The following is a 16,696-nucleotide window of genomic DNA, read 5'->3' as shown; positions in this document are numbered from 1 at the left end:
TAATTATAAAAATATTTATATTTTATTCTTTTCCAAAACTTTCTTCGTTAAATTCAATTTTTTTATTTTTATTATATTTTTTATTATAAATCTCAAATGCTTTGTACCCAGCTTCGTGTATTCTCTCTTTAACCAATTCTATTGATTCCTCCATAGAACTTTCCCGAGTCAAGTAAAACGGCTCTGCAACATAATGAACACACCTTGAAAATGGCATTGGTATTTCAAGTTTATCCCACATGTTCTTAAAAATCCACTTTTTACTGCAATAGGAGCTAACTGGTACAATTGGCATTCCTGTTTTTTTTGCTATAAAGATTGCACCAGACTTTGGCTCAAAAATAGGTCCTGCTGGACCATCTATTGCAATACCAAGAGTATATTTTTTTTTAGCATATTTCATAGCTTCTTTTAAACTTTTTATATTATCTTTGTTTGAAGATCCACGAATTAGCTCATTTCCTTCTCTTCTAAGCAATTCTGCCAATATTTCTCCATCCTTTGATGCACTTACGATGGAAGCTTTTTTTTTAATAATCCGTGTAGCACTACAAACTGTAAAAATTTTTCTATGCCAAAAAACAACGATATTTGGATTATTCATTTCCACTCCATCTGCAAAAAAATATTCCCTTCTAGTCATAAAACTAAGCATTCTGTATATAAAATGAAGAAACGCCCCTAAAAATTTATATCTTTTCATTTTTTCTCCCATTTGTTTTACTATTTTTTTAGATTTTCATCTGAAAATATTTTGCTATTTCTGATATTTTATTTTCTATGACTTCATCTGTTTCATTTTTTCTGTAATCTTCATCAAGCCTTGTACAAAGCATAGTTGCATATCCAAATAAAAAATACCATAATTTATTTATAACTTTTTTAGCTTCTTCCTTTTCCAAAGCTGGAAAACTTTCATGTAAATTCTCTTTTGTTAAAAGCTCATTAAGCGTCATTTCATAAAGTTTTTCAAATCTTTCAGTAGTATCAAGAAAAATTGTTCTAAATAATTCCTTTTCTTCTCTAGCAAAAATTACAAATCCAATAGCTCCACTTAAAATTTTTCTTTCTGAATAATCTCCGTAAAGATATTTTTTTAATTTTTCCTTGCACATATTTATAATTTCTTCCTTTAATTCATCAACCGTTCTAAAATTAAAATAAATTGGTGCCGTGGAACATTTTAAATAATTTGCAATTTTTCTGACACTCACATTTTGAAAGCCTTCCTTTTTCATTAATTCATATCCAGCCTCAACTACTATTTCTTTTGTGAATTTAAGCCTAGGCATTGTCTTCTCCTCTTTAGATATTTATTTTATTTTTTCATAAATACAAAACTTCCAGCCATCATAATTTTCCTCTGTCAAAGTTACCCATTTTCCCCAATCTATTTCTGGAAAATAAGCATCTGCCTCATCATCAGAAAAATCAACACGACTCATATAAATTCTCTTCACAATCCCAAGTTCAAGCGATTTTTTATAAATCTCGCCTCCCCCAATAATAAAAATCTCCTCTGGTAAATCTTTATATTTTTCAATAACCTTCTGAAAATCATTAAAAAATTCTAGCTTTGTAGTTTCGTTTTCATATTTTTTTTTATCTTCTTTAACTTTTTCATCTGTTTCCAAAAAATTCCTAGATAAAACTATATTTGTTCGATTCGGTAAAGCTCTACCTATACTTTTATAAGTATTTCTTCCCATAATAACCGTCTTTCCTGTCGTTATTTTCTTAAAGTTTTTCAAATCTTCAGGAATATGCCACAAAAGCTGATTATTTTTTCCAATTTCATTATTTTTCCCAATAGCAACTATTAAACTAAACATCATAGCTCCTTTTTTATTTTTTTATTCATTCAATTATTTGAATCACAAATTTCTAACTAATAATGCACAATTTAAAATCATTCTTTTAAACTGCAACTTCAAATTTAATAACTGGATAACTTTCGTAATCTTCAAGCGTAATATCCTCAAATGTCAATTCATTAAACGGCTTATCTGCAATCTTAATTTTGGCAAGTTTTAGCGGTTTTCTTGTCAGCTGCTCCTTCAATCCTTCAATATGATTTTCATAAATATGAGCATCTATTATTGTATGAGCAAATTCTCCAACTTCATAACCGCACTCTTTTGCAATCATCATTGTAAGCAACGAATAGCAAGCCAGATTAAAGGGTATTCCAAGTGCAATGTCTCCACTTCTCTGAGTCAAATGGCAATTCAATTTATTTCCTAAAACATTGAATGCAAAAGTATAATGACACGGCGGCAACTTACTTATTGTCGCATTTCCTGGATTCCAAGCAATTACAATCATTCTTCTTCCATTTTTATGATTAGGATTGGTTTTCATTTCCTTTAAAGTATCAATTACATATTGAATTTGATCAAATACCAATTGTCCATTTTCTTCTCTCGTTGTCCAAGGATTATTCTCATCTGCAAACACTTCTCCACCCAAAGCAATTTCTGGAACTGGATATCTTCTCCAAAATCTTCCGTAAGCAGTTTCAAGCCTTCCTTCTTCATCTGCCCACGCATCCCATATTTTTGTCTTTTTTCGTAAATTCTTAATATGCTCTTCCCCCGACAAATACCAGAACAACTCATGCAGCATTGAATTAAAATACATTTTTTTAGTTGTCAAAAGTGGATACCCTTTGCTCAAATCTACTTTATATGAATAAGCAAAAGTTGAAATTGTGTCAACTCCTGTCCTGTTTTCCTTTTTCACTCCATTGTCAAGTACATACTTGACCATATCCAAATATTGTTTCATTCTCTCTCCTAATAATTTTTATCTCTAATCTTAATATTGAAAATCATTCTGTCTTAATGCCTCAAATAACACAATCGCCACAGCATTGGACAAATTCAGCGATCTTCCAAGTGGCAACATTGGAATCGTAATATTATTTTTTTTATATTTATTTAATATTTCTTCAGGTATTCCACGTGATTCAGGTCCAAACATTATATAATCGTTGTCATCAAATTTCACGTCTGTATATCTCTGTTTTGTTTTTGTCGTTGCAAAATAGATTTTTGCATTGCTGGTTTCGATGTTTTCTTTCCAGAAATGTTCCAAATTTTCCCATACGAAAAGCTGTACATCTTTCCAGTAATCTAGTCCTGCACGTCTTATTTTTTTATCATCCAGTTCAAAGCCTAGAGGTTTTATTAAATGCAGCTTTGTATTTGTTAAGACACAGGTTCTTCCAATATTTCCTGTGTTTACATGTATTTCTGGATTTAATAGAACTATGTTCATTTTATCTACCATTCCTTCTATTTAAATTTTCATTATATAAATTTATTTCATTAATCTTTTATAGTCTTCTAGTTTTATTCGATTAGAAGTAATTTTATCTAATTTTTTTGTAATGTTATCTCCTCTGTTAAATCCACCAAATCCTATTTTGGAATTGATATGAGTAATTGCGATTGCAAGTGCATCTGCAGCATCATCAGGCTTTGGAATTTCATCTAACTTTAATATTAGCTTTACCATTTCCTGAATTTGCTTTTTATCAGCTCTTCCATAACTTGCAATCCCCATTTTTACTTGAAGCGGAGTATAGCTATATAAATTCAGCTTATTTTTTTGTCCTGCTAAAGTTATTACTCCACGAGCCTGTCCTACTTTTATTACTGTTTTTTGATTTTTAAAGAAAAATAAGTCTTCAATAGCCATATCTGTTGGCTTCCAGAGTTTTATAATATTTTCTAGTCCATCATAAATTTTTTCCAGCCTAATAGGCATATCCTCATCCTTATCTGTAAAAATACATCCATAATCAAGTGGAGTATAATCACCATTTTCATAATCTACAACAGCGTATCCCACTATTGCTGTACCAGGATCTATTCCTAAAATTCTCATATTTCTCCTTATTTTTCCCTGCTTCTTTATTTTTTAATTATATCATACCTAAAGTTTGTATGCAAGATATCCGTATATGTTATTCAAAATATTTTTCTATATAATTTTGAGTATAGTCAATATAGCTTTTCAAGTCAATATCCTCATAATTTTCAAATTCATTTACGCTTGTTTCAACGTTCCTCACTTTATATAAATTATCGTTAATATCTCCAAAACCATATTTTTCATAATATTTTTCATCTTTACGAATAACAACCTTATACAATCCCGTTTTTGAAAAATATAGCCGATATTTTCTAAACTTATCTAGCACTTTATTACTTTCAAATTCCATTTTTCCATTTTCATCACAAGCATAAATGTCTTCGTAAACAGAAGCATACATAAAGAATATATCAGGATTTTCTGAAAAAACTTTTCTTACTGCTGTTTCTATTTCCTGTTTTTCCCAAAAATATAATTTTAAAATTTCTGAAATCCATTTATGATTTTTTGGCATAATTAACTTGCTGTAGTGATATTCATTGATGCCCTTAACTTTATCATTCACCTTATACAAAATAGAACTTTTATTTTTTAAAAATTTATCAATATCTCTTATTAAAAAAATATCTTGATATTGATGATTTATCTTGTTTTTTATTTTACTTAAAAGTTCATCAGTTACATTTGTTATAAAAATATCATTTTCTGATGCTCCCACCATTTCAATACCTTCTCTTGCAAAAACTCTTTTTATTCTTTTTACAATACTTATTCTATATCTATTTAAAACATCTTTTACAAATGATGATTTTAAAAGCAAATCTTTCGGTATTTTTTTTATTATATTTTTATCCTTTTCATAAAATATTTTATTTTCAAGCAGCCACTCATACAAATGGTCTTTTTTTATTGTTAATTCATATACTTTTTTTTGAAGATAATTATCATAATCATCCATCTTCATCCTTTTAGAATAATTTATTTTAGACTGGCTAGAATTATCAGAATTTTGATCCAAAAGCATGGTCACAAGTTTGTCATTATTATAATTTAAATATTTTATTTTCCTTTTAAGTTTCATATTATTGCTATAATTGCCATTTGTAAGTATATTTAACAAGTTTTCCTTTTCATCCCAGTTACTTTCTTCTGAAATTATAAAATTATACATTTTTTCAGTTGCCAAAACATCCTGTATGCAGTAATCAATTACCTTATCAACAATCTTATCATATATATTTTTTTTTATTACATAATTAAAGTTGGCAAAATCCTGCTCTTCAATATTATCTCCACAATTAAACTCAAACCCCTTTACTCCAAGATTTAAACTATACTCATAAGCCAAGTCATACGAATTGAATTCGTGATTTTCATTTTTATATTCATTTTTTGGCATATTTCTTATTATTTTTATTTCACTGTTTAATTTATTTCTATTTACATTTGAATTTCTGTATTTTAAAAGGTCATTAATTACAATATCATCAAAACTGTGTCCTCCATAGGAAATTAACACGTTTTTTGAAATGACTCTATATAAAAGTTTTTTTTGACGATTAAAATTATCTGAATCGATAATCAATATTTTTTCATCATTCAACTTTTTCAACACAATACAAAAATAATTTGGAAAAACTTCGATATCAAATACATATTTATTTGACTTCTTCATATATTATTATCACCACTTTTCAAATTCTGAAAGTTACAAAAAATATTTATCTCTTTTTAAATAAATTCTATCTCCCTTAATATTTACAATTTTTACAATTCCACGAAATTCCCGTTCATTTGTATTTTTATTTCTCACATAAATCTTAAATTTCTGATTTTCTTTAATGTTTTTTCTCATATTAACTTCTTTACTTATATTTTCAAATTTTTTAAATGTGTCAATAACTGTCATTCCATTTTTCAATTTTCCATATTTCTCATTGGAAACATTTATCCCGAAATAGTCAAGCACATATTCTATTTCAACAAAACACACTATTTCTCTAATCTTTTCAGCTCTTATAGCAGCATCACTCTTTGTAGCCCAAAATGACTCACTTTCTCTTTTAGCCTCCACTAATTCCTTCAATTTATCAATTTCAGCTTCAGCCTTTTCCAAATCAATCGCATCTTCAATTTCAAATCTTCCAATTTTAGTTCTCACAAGCCTTGTCATCGTAGCAAAAACTCCCAATTTTTCCCCAATATCGTAAACTAGAGAACGGATATAAGTTCCACTGCTAACTTTTACATAAAATGAAATTTTTATATTTCGAGCATCTTTTGAATTTTTATCTGGACGAATAATTTTTATTTTTCTAATTTCTGAAATTTCAACATTTCTTTCTGTTCTTTCAACTTCCACACCTTTTCTCGCCAAATCATAAAGTTTTTTCCCGTCTATTTTTATTGCTGAATACATTGGCGGAATTTGCTTTATTTTCCCTCTAAAACTATTTATAACTTTTATTATTTGAGCATTGCTTACACTTATTTCAGATTCATATCTTTCAACGACCGTCCCTTCCAGATCATAAGTATCAGTTTTGTATCCAAGTTCCATTTCAACATAATATTCCTTTTCCTTTTTCATCAAGTCATCAGAAAATTTTGTTGCATCATTAATCATAACAATCATAAGTCCTTCAGCCATCGGATCCAATGTTCCCGCATGACCGACCTTTTTAGCCCTTATTTTTCTCTTTAACTCATTAATTGCCGCAAATGAACTTACTCCCTTACTTTTATTCAAAAGAATAAGCCCATCCTTCGTGAAATTTTTTTCCATTTTTCTTCCTTCCCACAATTATTATAATTTATTTACATTATTGGTGAAATTAACTTGAATATAGAGTTTCTCAATTGTTTTCTGAAAGTCACTTTTTTTAATCTTGCTTCATCAAATTTTTCACACACTTCCAAATCTTTTCCAAACTGTGCCTTTAAATCTTTGCTAATCTCTTCACTATAAAATACTGAATTCACTTCATAATTTATCTCAAAACTTCTCATATCAAAATTACATGTTCCCATCGTAGATGTTTTCTCATCTACGATTACATTTTTACTGTGTAAAAATCCCGCCTTATATCTAAAAATCTCAATCCCAGCTTCTATCAATTCTGCAAAATAAGTTTCTGCAATCCAATAGGGCATCTTTTTATCAGGTACTCCTGTAATCATTATTTTTATTTTTACTCCCGAAAGAGCCGCCATTTTCAACTGTGAAATCAAATCTGTATCAGGCACAAAATAAGGACTTTGAATCAAAACTTCCGTTTTTGCTGTTGCAATCATTTTAGAATACAAATATTTCAAAGTCGTCCATTCTGTATCAGGTCCACTCGAAGAAACCTGCATTAAATATTCTAGTTTTTTCTGCTTATCAATCGGCTTTTGCTCTTCCAATTCGTGAACTGCCTCACCCTTTACATCTTCACCAAAACTGTACTTACCACCACTATTTAACCAATCTGTTACAAAAATTGCAAGATACTGTCCAATTATTTCCCCAGTAATTCTAATATTCGTATCTCTCCAACTTTCAAACCGCTTTCCACCATCTATATATTCCTGCCCCACGTTCATTCCGCCAGTATGAACTATTTTATTGTCAATTAAGGCTATTTTACGATGATTTCGATAATTCATCTTGGAAATAAAAAATTTCACATCCAAAAACCATCTTATTTCAATTCCAGCACTTCTAAGTTCCTTTTTATACTTTCTCGGCAACTTCCATGTTCCTACTCCATCAAAAAGCAGCTTTATCTTAACACCTTCCTTTGCCTTTTTTATAAGTGCATTTTTTATTCTTTCTCCCAACTCATCAGCCCTCCAAATAAAATATTCCATATAAATTGTTTTTTTCGCATTTTCGATATCTTTCAAAATAGAATCAAAAGCTCCTTTTCCATCATAAAATAATTTATACGAATCATTATTTGTCAAGAAAGTCCCTTCAGAATTGTAAAGCATTTTGACAATTTCTTTTTGCTGAGCGGGAAGTCCAATATTTGTTATCATCGTGTCAATTTGACCTTGAATTTTTTCTTTTATTTCAGACTCAGACATTTTATCAACATTTTCATTTATATTTTTTAACCGATTATAATAAAAAAAGTCCTGTGACCTGAAAATATCCGATACATCTCTCTGCATAAAGTTAAAAAGTCTTGAAAACAGCTTTCTTTCTTCACCTTTCATCTTTTTTGAAATTATCTTATTCCTTCTCCAATTAATCCCAAACAAAAGATATAAAATTGCTCCACCCAATGGAAATGTAAAAATTGTAAAAATCCAAGCAAGCATCGCATTTGGTGACTTGTCCGACAAAAGCACTGCCACAGCCAGAATAATAATTATCAAATAATGTATCCTCTCAAACGGAATTACCCAAGTTGAAATGATTATAGCCAATTCATGCATTATAATTTCCTCTCTTAATTATTAAATTTATTTCTCTGCTTATACTCTATAATTTTATCATTTTTAACAAAGATTTTCAATCATTCTATCTCAATGAATAAAAAAATTTAATACTAATAATGTTAAACTCTATTTAAAAATAGAAATTATATTATTCGCTAACAAAAAATCTTGACCTTTTGCAAAGAAATTCATAACCAGGCTGCTATTTTAATGTAAAATAGCATAATATTGAATTTTATAAAAAAATCAAAATAAAAAAAGTACGACGGACAAATTCAATGATTTCACTCACCAAATCTGCCAGCTGTACTTTTTAAAACTCAGTTAAAATTAAAATTCTTTTATTATACTTCAATTATTTTAAGAGTTATCTTTTTGTACAAGATTTTTCAATACCATTAGGTCCTCTATAAATGGCATCTTTTCCGCCTTTGAAAAATTCAATATTTCCATTTTTAGAAACATATCTTGCTCCACTAGCTGATACTGCTACATTTAAATTATAGACTTTTCCAGCTTTAGTTGTTACTCTTGCAGTTTTTGTTGTTGGATATACAACTCTTATTTTTTCAGAACCACAAGTGTAAGATTCTGAAGCAACTTTTTTAGCTACTGTTTTTTTAGCAACTGCTTTTTTTCTAGTCTTAGTTGCAGCAGCAAAGCTCATTCCTCCAATTAATGTCATTACAGATAATACTAACATAGATTTTTTTAATAATTTCATCTTTACCATCTCTCTTCTTCAAAATTTGTTTTTATTTAGCGGCTGATTTTTTTGCAGCCTTTGCAGCTGGTTTTTTTGCAACTTTTACAGCTGATTTCTTAGCAGCTTTTGTAGCTGGTTTTTTTGTAGTTTTTGCAGCTGGTTTTTTTACAACTTTTGTAACTGTTTTTTTAGCAACTGCTTTTTTTTCAGTTTTTGTTGCAGCAGCAAAGCTCATTCCTCCAATTAGTGTCATTGCAGACAATACTAACATAGATTTTTTTAATAATTTCATCTTTACCATCTCTCTTCTTCAAAATTTACTTCAGCAAAGAGTATACCACTAAATGCTTTTAAAACTCTTATAAAAAACTATTAATTTATAATAGAATTACAGTAAAATCACTTTATTTTAGTAATTCTCAGGAAATAAAGTTCTTTCCACACCTTCAATTATGATATGTAAAATCATCATATGAACTTCCTGAATTCTATCTGAAGTTTCGCCAGGTATTATAAACTCATAATCACACACTCCTTTTAATTTTCCTCCATCTTTTCCAAGTAGTGCTACAGTTTTTAATTTTTTTTCTTTTGCCATTTTTACAGCTTCAATTACATTTTTAGAATTTCCCGAAGTTGATATTCCAAAGAAAAAATCTCCTTCCTGCCCAAATGCCTCTACACCTTTTGCAAAGACAAAATCAAATCCAAAGTCATTTCCAACACAAGTAATATGCGAAGAATCACTAATACTTATAGATGGCAATGCTCTTCTGTCTTTTCTAAATCTTCCTGTAAATTCTTCTGCAAAATGCATCGCATCACAGTTACTTCCGCCATTTCCAGCAATTAGTGATTTTTTACCATTTTTATAGACCAATGCCAATTCCTGTGCAACTTTTTCTGTTTTTTCGATATTCTCTTCATTTTCCACAAATGCCTTTACAGTTTCAAAGGCAGTTAAATACGAATTTCTAATATCTTCCTTTAACATAATTTTCCTCCAAATCAAAAAAAATTTATTTAATAAAAATTATTATTTATTTTTTACTGAAAATAAAGCAGGTGTAATTTTATAACTTTTTACAAATTTTACAAATTTTGAAATTCCCGGCTTTTCTCCATTTTCACGAATATAGGCAATTTGAAACTTATCTTCTGACTTTTCAAAATTATGAATAACTTTCAATGCACCTTTTTCAATTTCCTCATAAACACTATAATACGGCAAAACGGCAAAACCAAGCCCACTTTTTATAAAATTTTTCATAGTTTCAATACTTCCATTTATTACAATTCTATTTTCCAAATTAAATCCAATTATTTTTTCAAACAAATCAAGATATTTACTTGTTAAAAGCGTGTCCCGCTTTAACAGCTGCATTCTCTTCAATTCCCTATAATCTGATATTTCTCTTCCTGCTACAACAACAAATGGGTATTCTTCCGTTTCAATCACTTTTATTTCCTTATCCTCAATAAAATATTCCTCCATTAGGGCAATATCAACTGTTCCTTCTTTCAAATGCCTTACAAGTGATTCCCGATTTTTAATATACAAATCAAATTCAATTTCAGGATTATTTTTTTTAAATTCTACCATAATTCTCGGCAACACAGGCTCACCAATATTATGAGTTGCCCCTATGCAAATCTTTCCCTTACCATAATGTGAGATTTTCTCCATTTCCTTTTCTACCCGCAAAATCTTATCAAAAACATCCTTTGACATTCGATAAAGTTCTTTTCCTGCAAAAGTCAGCCTAAAATTTTTAGAATTTCTTTCAATAAGCTGGATTCCAAGTTTTGTTTCCAGTTTTTTTATTTGTATTGATACCGCAGATTGACTTATAAATAAATTTTTTGCAGCTTTAGTAAAACTTTTTTCCTTGCATGCCTCAAAGAAAATTTTTAAATGATGTACATCCACACTTATTTCTCTCCAATCATATATTTTTATATTATACTCGAACCTTAAAATCAAACTTATAAAATTACATAATCTTAGAGTTTAAGTAAAACAGTTATAATTTTTAAATTCGATTTTAAAATAATTTTACTACATTATAACATTTTTATTCTGTGAATGTAAATATCAAAATTCTATTACTGCATTTAAGAGCTTTCTTGAATAATCTTTTTTTATATTTTTTAAATTTTTTATATCAGAAATTTCCTCTTCAATCTTTCCATTGCGAAAAAATATTATGCTATCGCAAATATAAGTTATCGTAAGCAAATCGTGCGTTACAAAAATATACGACAAATTATACTCTTTCTTCAATTTCTGCAATAAATCCAGAATTTCCACCTGTGTAGACACATCAAGTGAACTTACAGCCTCATCTAACATAATAAACTTAGGCTTTGTTGCAATTGCCCTTGCTATACACACTCTTTGAAGCTGTCCTCCGCTTAGTTCATTGGGGAATCTCTGCAAAAATTCTTCAGAAAGCCCTACAGATTCTATCAATTTTTTTAATTCTTCCTGTATTTCATCTTTTTTTAGTTGAGATTCGATTGTTAATGGCTCGGCAATAATTTCAGCAACAGAAAATTTTGGATTTACAGAAGATACATAATTTTGAAAAACAATGCTTATTTCTCTTTTGAGATATTTATTTTCCTTTGCATGAATATTTTTTCCTTTAAATTCAACAATTCCACCATCAGCATTTTCAATTCCAGTCAAAATCCTTCCAAGCGTACTTTTTCCGCTCCCGCTTTCTCCAATAATTCCAAGACATTTTCCCTTTTTTAGTGAAAACGAAACATCGTTTAACACATTCTTTACTGATTTTTTCAAAAATTTCTTTTCAGTATAACTTTTAGTAATATTTGACACTTTTAACAAAATATTATTTTCACTATTCATCTTTTCTTCTTCCATCAATTATTTATTCTCACTTTCATCAAATATCTTAATCAGCCACTTCCTTAAATTTTTTCATTAAAGCCCGTCTTGTTTCAAGTGAACTACTCCCGCTTTTAGAAGCGGGAGCTTCTTGGGAAGTATCTGCTTTTGTTAACCAAATATATTTACCAAGCTCTTCGGGTAGTTCCTACCCTGTTTTTTTTATTTTTCTAATATTCCAACATCAATTTTCCAATGTTTTTTATATTCAATGCCGCATTGTAATCTCTATCAATTTCAATCCCACAGCACTCACATTTATAACTTCTTTCTGATAATTTCAGTTCCTCTTTAATATTTCCACATTTACTGCAAGTTTTCGACGATGGAAACCACTTATCTATCTTCAAAAATTGTTTCCCTAAAAACATCAACTTGTACTCAAGCATTTTCAAAAACATTCCCCATCCATTATCTCCTACACTTTTACCAAAATTTAATGACTGACTCATCCCTTTCATATTCAAATCCTCAACAACTACAGCATTATAATCTTCAGATAATTTTCTCGATAATTTATGTAGAAAATCTCTTCGGCAATTTTTGATATACTCATGCAATCTTGATATTTTCTCTTTTTGTCTATACCAATTCTTAGAAAATTTCACTTTTCTTGATAATGATTTTTGTAATTCTTTCAATTTTTTCTCCAACATCCTAAAATATCTTGGATAATCAGCCCTTTGGTTTTCAGAACTGACAAATAATTCAGACATCGAAAAATCAAGTCCAATCACTTTATCATTACTTGGCATTTTTTGAATTTCTTTTTCAAATTCCGTCAAAATAGAAACATAATAATTTCCATTGCTGTTTGTCAATGTTACTGACTTTATTCTATAATTCTCTGGTATTTCTCTATGATATTTTAATTTTATTCTTTTCAATTTTGGCAAAACTAAATATTTGTTTTCCTCAATTCGTATCGAATTGTTCACACAATTTGTCGTGTAACTTTTAATATCATTCTTTTTAGATTTGAATCTTGGAAATTTCGCTCTCTTCTGAAAGAAATTTGTAAACGATCGTTTTACATTCAATTGAGCATTTGAAAGTGCCAAACTGTCTACTTCTTTTAAAAATTTATTTTCACTTTTCAAACTAGCAGGTGTAACTATTTTATTTTTTCCAGTTTCTTCATAAATTTTATTAGTAGTATACAAAATTGTATTGTAAACAAAACGAACACATCCAAAAGTCTTGTTTATCAACAATTCTTGATCTTTATTTGGATAAATCCTATATTTGAATGCTAAATTATATTTCATGAAATTACACCTCCTTTTGATTTTGAATATATTTTTTAATTATCTCTAACGGTGCACCTCCGACACTTAGAACTAAGTAACTTCTACTCCAAAAATATTCTTTCCACAATCTTCCCCTTATTTCAGGAAATTCTTTTTTTATCAACCTGCTGGAAGCACTTTTGTAAGTATTTACAAACTTAGAAAGTTCAGTATTAGGCATAGCATTAATCAACATATGAATATGATCAACATCATGTTCCCATTCTTTAAGAACAATGTTATACTTCGGACATATTTTTTCAAAAATCTCTTTCAATCTATTAGAAATTTCATCATTAATGACTTCTCTTCGATATTTTATACAAAAAATTATATGATAATTTATATCAAATACTGAATGATAATTACTATTGTATGACATTATTATTACCTACTTCTATATTATTTCACTGAGTAGATTATATCATAAATATATCCTTTTTTCAATTTTTTTTACAAAAAAAGCAATTCATCTCCCGCTTGTAGAAGCCGGAGACTTCTTGCTATCTTTTGTTAAGGCTTTCCATTTTTTTGTCTTTTTCCATCAGCTCCTGCAGTCCATCCTGCCGCATCTAGCAATTTTTTAGCTTCATCTAATGAATAATTGTAAACTGGAACATTAATATTTGCATAAGGCACTGTTTTCGCAAGAATTGTATCTGCAGGTGTTTCAGTTCCTTCAAAGATTCCTTCAGAAATTTCTTTTTTATTCAATACATGCTGTAAAGCCTTACGTACATTTTTATCAGTCAATGCACCTTTTGTTGTATTCACAAGCATCATTCTTGTTGCTACAGGTTCAGACATCATAGCCGAGAACCCTTTTTTATCTTTAAATTTCTTAAATGTTTCACTATCAATCATATCACGTCCAAACACAATATCAATATTCCCTTTTTCAAGTGCCAAAGCTCTTGTTTGCTCTTCAGGAATGACTTTCACACGGATTCTCTTAATTTTTGGCTTTGTTCCCCAATACTTATCATTCACTTCAAAAACAGCTTCTTCATCAGTTTTATTTGATTTTAGCACATAAGGTCCTGTTCCAACATATTTATCTACTCCATTTTTTGTACTTTTCCCATTTTTCATAGCTTTGGGTGAAATAAATCTGAATGGACGTATTGATCCAAGTTCAATTAGCATTGGATAATATGGTTCCTTCAATTTTATTTTAAATGTATAGTCATCAGGCGTTTCAAATCCATCAAAAAGTCGTACACTTTCAAGCCATCCATGTCTATCCTTATTTTCCATAATTGCATCAAAGTTAGCTTTTACAGCCTTTGCATCAAATTTTTCCCCATCAGAGAATACTACATTTTTTCTCAGATGAAACGTATATTCACGTCCATCCTTTGAAATTTCCCATTTTTCAGCAAGCTGCGGTGCAATGCTTCCATCCTTGTTAATTATTACAAGCCCTTCATATAAAATATTCTGCGCATACAGCTCCCCAGCATAATTATGCGGATTCAAGTCACGAATATCCCTGAAATTAGCTGCAACAATCTCGTCCTTGCTGGCATTTTTTCTGACATTTCCTCCACAAGACAGCACAAACAATAAAATCCCTGTCAACAATAATAAAAATTTAAAATTTTTCTTTTTTTTCATTTTAGAATATATCCTCCTATAATCAAATATTTTTATATCAAAAATATTATATAATTATTTATTTTGATAATCAAATTATTTTTATAAAAATTTTTAAATTAAATAAAAAATTATAGAAAAATCAAATATTTAGTGATAAAATATATCTATTAGTATAATTTTAGGAGGAAAAAATGGTAGAACAATTATTTAAAGAACTATCTTTATTAGAAGAAGTTGAGGCAATTGCATTGGGAGGTTCACGAGCGGGAGTAAATTATGATGAAAAGTCAGACTATGATGTATACCTTTATGTAACTTCACCCATTAATGAAGAAAAAAGAAAAAATATCCTGAAAAATTTCTGCAGCCATATGGAGATTGGAAATAGTTTTTGGGAATATGAAGACAACTGTATTTTAAACAATGGAATCGAAATTGACATTTTATATCGGGATATGGAAGACTTTATGAAAGGTATTCAAAGGGTAGTTGTTGAATGTCAACCGAGCAATTCCTACACAACTTGCATGTGGCATAATTTAATTACATGCAAAATTTTATATGACAAAAATGGAAAACTTGAAAAATATAAAAATAAATATTCGATACCTTATCCAAAACAGCTAAAGGAAAATATCATAAAAAGACAACTGGAATTAATTGATTCTTCAATGCCAGCATACCCAAAACAAATAAAAAAAGCAATTTTAAGAAAAGATTTTGTAAGCATAAATCATAGAATAACAGAATTTTTAGCCTCTTATTTCGACTTATTATTCGCAATAAATGAAATAACACATCCAGGTGAAAAACGATTAGTTCAGCTTTGTAAAAAACAATGTAAAATTTTACCTAAAAACTTTGAAGAAAACTTAAATTTATTATTTTCATATATGTATTTGGAAGAAAAAAATATTTTTTTTATGGAAACTCTTGAACAAATTGTTGATAATATAAAAAAAATCATATAAAATAATTGACTAACAGAAAAATATATGCTTAAATTCATATATATTTTTACAACTTGGAGGAAAACTATGAAAAAACCTATTATTGGAATCTCAAGTAATATACTTGGACTGGAAAAAGGACTATTTGCTGGATATAAACGATCTTATGTGGATGTTTCCTATATTAATGCCGTGATAAATGCTGGTGGAGTGCCACATATTCTACCTTTGAATGAGCACGAAGACATCATTGAGGAATTTGTAAAAAGTGTGGATGGAATAATTTTAACTGGGGGAAATGATGTTTTTCCGCTTCTTTACGGGGAAGAGCCAAAAGAGAAACTAGGAGAAATTTTTCCAGAACGTGATAAATTTGACTCACTTCTTATCCGTTATGCAATTACCTATGAAAAGCCAATCTTCGGAATTTGCCGTGGAATGCAGATAATTAATGTCGAATGTGGCGGATCGCTTTATCAAGATCTTTCCTATGATGAAAATGTTAAAATAAAACATTTCCAAAAGGCTAGGGCTCATACTCCAACTCATTCCATTTCTGTAGCAACCAACTGCTTTTTAAGCGACATTTATCCTGAAGGGATTGGATTCATAAACAGTTACCATCACCAAACGATAAACCAGCTAGCACCAGGATTTTCTACAATTGCAAAAAGTACAGATGGAGTAATTGAAGCAATTGAAAATATTTCAAATAAAACTTTTATCATTGGAGTCCAATGGCATCCAGAAATGATGGCAATTAATGATGAACTTGCACAAAAATTATTTAAAAAATTCGTAAATGAAGTAAGTTTAAGAAAAAAAGATTAATTAAAGATTAATTTATGATTTTTTTATAAAATTAAGAAAAGACTGCTTTACAAAATTATTTTTATAAAACAGTCCTTTTTTATTATTATACAAAATTCTA

At 29.1% G+C, this 16,696-nt stretch carries 19 protein-coding genes; 2 read left to right on the top strand and 17 right to left on the bottom strand.

Annotated features, from left to right (window positions below):
• Window positions 1–22 precede the first annotated feature (22 nt).
• The 17 genes from FVE73_RS03245 to nikA form a co-directional block, all read right to left on the bottom strand.
• The gene (locus FVE73_RS03245; protein WP_018499208.1) at window positions 23–703 is read right to left on the bottom strand and encodes a lysophospholipid acyltransferase family protein; all 681 of its coding nucleotides are present in this window, start codon (window positions 701–703) and stop codon (window positions 23–25) included.
• A gap of 28 nt (window positions 704–731) precedes the next feature.
• Window positions 732–1,292, bottom strand: a complete 561-nt coding sequence (locus FVE73_RS03240) for a TetR/AcrR family transcriptional regulator (protein ID WP_018499207.1) — start codon at window positions 1,290–1,292, stop codon at window positions 732–734.
• A gap of 21 nt (window positions 1,293–1,313) precedes the next feature.
• Entirely contained in the window at window positions 1,314–1,832 is a 519-nt protein-coding gene (locus tag FVE73_RS03235) for a dihydrofolate reductase (protein ID WP_018499206.1), read from the bottom strand.
• 85 nt (window positions 1,833–1,917) lie between these two features.
• Window positions 1,918–2,787, bottom strand: coding sequence for a thymidylate synthase (gene thyA, locus FVE73_RS03230; protein WP_018499205.1), 870 nt, complete (start codon window positions 2,785–2,787; stop codon window positions 1,918–1,920).
• A gap of 30 nt (window positions 2,788–2,817) precedes the next feature.
• Window positions 2,818–3,279: a tRNA (cytidine(34)-2'-O)-methyltransferase gene (locus tag FVE73_RS03225; protein WP_018499204.1), complete on the bottom strand. Its 462-nt coding sequence runs from the start codon at window positions 3,277–3,279 to the stop codon at window positions 2,818–2,820.
• Between the two features lie 42 nt (window positions 3,280–3,321).
• On the bottom strand, window positions 3,322–3,891 hold the full coding sequence (gene ruvC / locus FVE73_RS03220) for a crossover junction endodeoxyribonuclease RuvC (RefSeq protein WP_018499203.1): 570 nt from the start codon (window positions 3,889–3,891) through the stop codon (window positions 3,322–3,324).
• A gap of 79 nt (window positions 3,892–3,970) precedes the next feature.
• Complete coding sequence (locus FVE73_RS03215) at window positions 3,971–5,554, bottom strand: hypothetical protein (RefSeq protein ID WP_018499202.1); 1,584 nt, start codon at window positions 5,552–5,554, stop codon at window positions 3,971–3,973.
• 33 nt (window positions 5,555–5,587) lie between these two features.
• The gene (gene truB, locus FVE73_RS03210) at window positions 5,588–6,664 is read right to left on the bottom strand and encodes a tRNA pseudouridine(55) synthase TruB (RefSeq protein WP_018499201.1); all 1,077 of its coding nucleotides are present in this window, start codon (window positions 6,662–6,664) and stop codon (window positions 5,588–5,590) included.
• A 32-nt stretch (window positions 6,665–6,696) separates the two neighbouring features.
• Window positions 6,697–8,304, bottom strand: a complete 1,608-nt coding sequence (cls, locus tag FVE73_RS03205) for a cardiolipin synthase (RefSeq protein WP_018499200.1) — start codon at window positions 8,302–8,304, stop codon at window positions 6,697–6,699.
• A gap of 370 nt (window positions 8,305–8,674) precedes the next feature.
• Window positions 8,675–9,031, bottom strand: coding sequence for an MliC family protein (locus tag FVE73_RS03200; RefSeq protein ID WP_018499199.1), 357 nt, complete (start codon window positions 9,029–9,031; stop codon window positions 8,675–8,677).
• A 31-nt stretch (window positions 9,032–9,062) separates the two neighbouring features.
• Entirely contained in the window at window positions 9,063–9,305 is a 243-nt protein-coding gene (locus tag FVE73_RS03195; protein ID WP_018499198.1) for a hypothetical protein, read from the bottom strand.
• A gap of 117 nt (window positions 9,306–9,422) precedes the next feature.
• Window positions 9,423–10,007: a D-sedoheptulose 7-phosphate isomerase gene (gene gmhA / locus FVE73_RS03190; RefSeq protein WP_018499197.1), complete on the bottom strand. Its 585-nt coding sequence runs from the start codon at window positions 10,005–10,007 to the stop codon at window positions 9,423–9,425.
• Between the two features lie 42 nt (window positions 10,008–10,049).
• The gene (locus FVE73_RS03185) at window positions 10,050–10,943 is read right to left on the bottom strand and encodes a LysR family transcriptional regulator (RefSeq protein ID WP_018499196.1); all 894 of its coding nucleotides are present in this window, start codon (window positions 10,941–10,943) and stop codon (window positions 10,050–10,052) included.
• 165 nt (window positions 10,944–11,108) lie between these two features.
• Entirely contained in the window at window positions 11,109–11,888 is a 780-nt protein-coding gene (locus FVE73_RS03180; RefSeq protein WP_146997877.1) for an ABC transporter ATP-binding protein, read from the bottom strand.
• 209 nt (window positions 11,889–12,097) lie between these two features.
• A complete protein-coding gene (locus tag FVE73_RS03175; RefSeq protein ID WP_146959326.1) occupies window positions 12,098–13,195 on the bottom strand; it encodes an RNA-guided endonuclease TnpB family protein in 1,098 nt (365 codons plus the stop codon).
• Between the two features lie 4 nt (window positions 13,196–13,199).
• On the bottom strand, window positions 13,200–13,598 hold the full coding sequence (tnpA, locus tag FVE73_RS03170; RefSeq protein ID WP_146963952.1) for an IS200/IS605 family transposase: 399 nt from the start codon (window positions 13,596–13,598) through the stop codon (window positions 13,200–13,202).
• Between the two features lie 131 nt (window positions 13,599–13,729).
• On the bottom strand, window positions 13,730–14,833 hold the full coding sequence (gene nikA, locus FVE73_RS03165; RefSeq protein ID WP_018499791.1) for a nickel ABC transporter substrate-binding protein: 1,104 nt from the start codon (window positions 14,831–14,833) through the stop codon (window positions 13,730–13,732).
• 173 nt (window positions 14,834–15,006) lie between these two features.
• On the opposite strand from nikA, the gene FVE73_RS03160 reads away from it, so the two are divergent.
• Entirely contained in the window at window positions 15,007–15,786 is a 780-nt protein-coding gene (locus FVE73_RS03160) for a DUF4037 domain-containing protein (protein ID WP_018499792.1), read from the top strand.
• A 66-nt stretch (window positions 15,787–15,852) separates the two neighbouring features.
• Window positions 15,853–16,596 (top strand): gamma-glutamyl-gamma-aminobutyrate hydrolase family protein, encoded by a 744-nt coding sequence (locus tag FVE73_RS03155; RefSeq protein WP_018499793.1) that lies wholly within the window; start codon window positions 15,853–15,855, stop codon window positions 16,594–16,596.
• Window positions 16,597–16,696 lie beyond the last annotated feature (100 nt).

This window comes from Leptotrichia wadei, from assembly GCF_007990545.2.
Classification (GTDB): domain Bacteria; phylum Fusobacteriota; class Fusobacteriia; order Fusobacteriales; family Leptotrichiaceae; genus Leptotrichia; species Leptotrichia wadei.
Note: the sequence above shows the minus strand (reverse complement) of the source record. Positions and strands in the feature narration are given on the sequence as shown.

Coding starts and splice junctions, on each gene's coding strand:
- FVE73_RS03200 (WP_018499199.1), bottom strand. CDS start 9,031: ATGAAATTATTAAAAAAATCTATGTTAGTATTATCTGTAATGACATTA.
- FVE73_RS03155 (WP_018499793.1), top strand. CDS start 15,853: ATGAAAAAACCTATTATTGGAATCTCAAGTAATATACTTGGACTGGAA.
- FVE73_RS03180 (WP_146997877.1), bottom strand. CDS start 11,888: ATGAATAGTGAAAATAATATTTTGTTAAAAGTGTCAAATATTACTAAA.
- FVE73_RS03240 (WP_018499207.1), bottom strand. CDS start 1,292: ATGCCTAGGCTTAAATTCACAAAAGAAATAGTAGTTGAGGCTGGATAT.
- FVE73_RS03245 (WP_018499208.1), bottom strand. CDS start 703: ATGAAAAGATATAAATTTTTAGGGGCGTTTCTTCATTTTATATACAGA.
- truB (WP_018499201.1), bottom strand. CDS start 6,664: ATGGAAAAAAATTTCACGAAGGATGGGCTTATTCTTTTGAATAAAAGT.
- nikA (WP_018499791.1), bottom strand. CDS start 14,833: ATGAAAAAAAAGAAAAATTTTAAATTTTTATTATTGTTGACAGGGATT.
- FVE73_RS03160 (WP_018499792.1), top strand. CDS start 15,007: ATGGTAGAACAATTATTTAAAGAACTATCTTTATTAGAAGAAGTTGAG.
- FVE73_RS03215 (WP_018499202.1), bottom strand. CDS start 5,554: ATGAAGAAGTCAAATAAATATGTATTTGATATCGAAGTTTTTCCAAAT.
- tnpA (WP_146963952.1), bottom strand. CDS start 13,598: ATGTCATACAATAGTAATTATCATTCAGTATTTGATATAAATTATCAT.
- FVE73_RS03195 (WP_018499198.1), bottom strand. CDS start 9,305: ATGAAATTATTAAAAAAATCTATGTTAGTATTGTCTGCAATGACACTA.
- thyA (WP_018499205.1), bottom strand. CDS start 2,787: ATGAAACAATATTTGGATATGGTCAAGTATGTACTTGACAATGGAGTG.
- gmhA (WP_018499197.1), bottom strand. CDS start 10,007: ATGTTAAAGGAAGATATTAGAAATTCGTATTTAACTGCCTTTGAAACT.
- FVE73_RS03225 (WP_018499204.1), bottom strand. CDS start 3,279: ATGAACATAGTTCTATTAAATCCAGAAATACATGTAAACACAGGAAAT.
- FVE73_RS03175 (WP_146959326.1), bottom strand. CDS start 13,195: ATGAAATATAATTTAGCATTCAAATATAGGATTTATCCAAATAAAGAT.
- FVE73_RS03235 (WP_018499206.1), bottom strand. CDS start 1,832: ATGTTTAGTTTAATAGTTGCTATTGGGAAAAATAATGAAATTGGAAAA.
- ruvC (WP_018499203.1), bottom strand. CDS start 3,891: ATGAGAATTTTAGGAATAGATCCTGGTACAGCAATAGTGGGATACGCT.
- cls (WP_018499200.1), bottom strand. CDS start 8,304: ATGCATGAATTGGCTATAATCATTTCAACTTGGGTAATTCCGTTTGAG.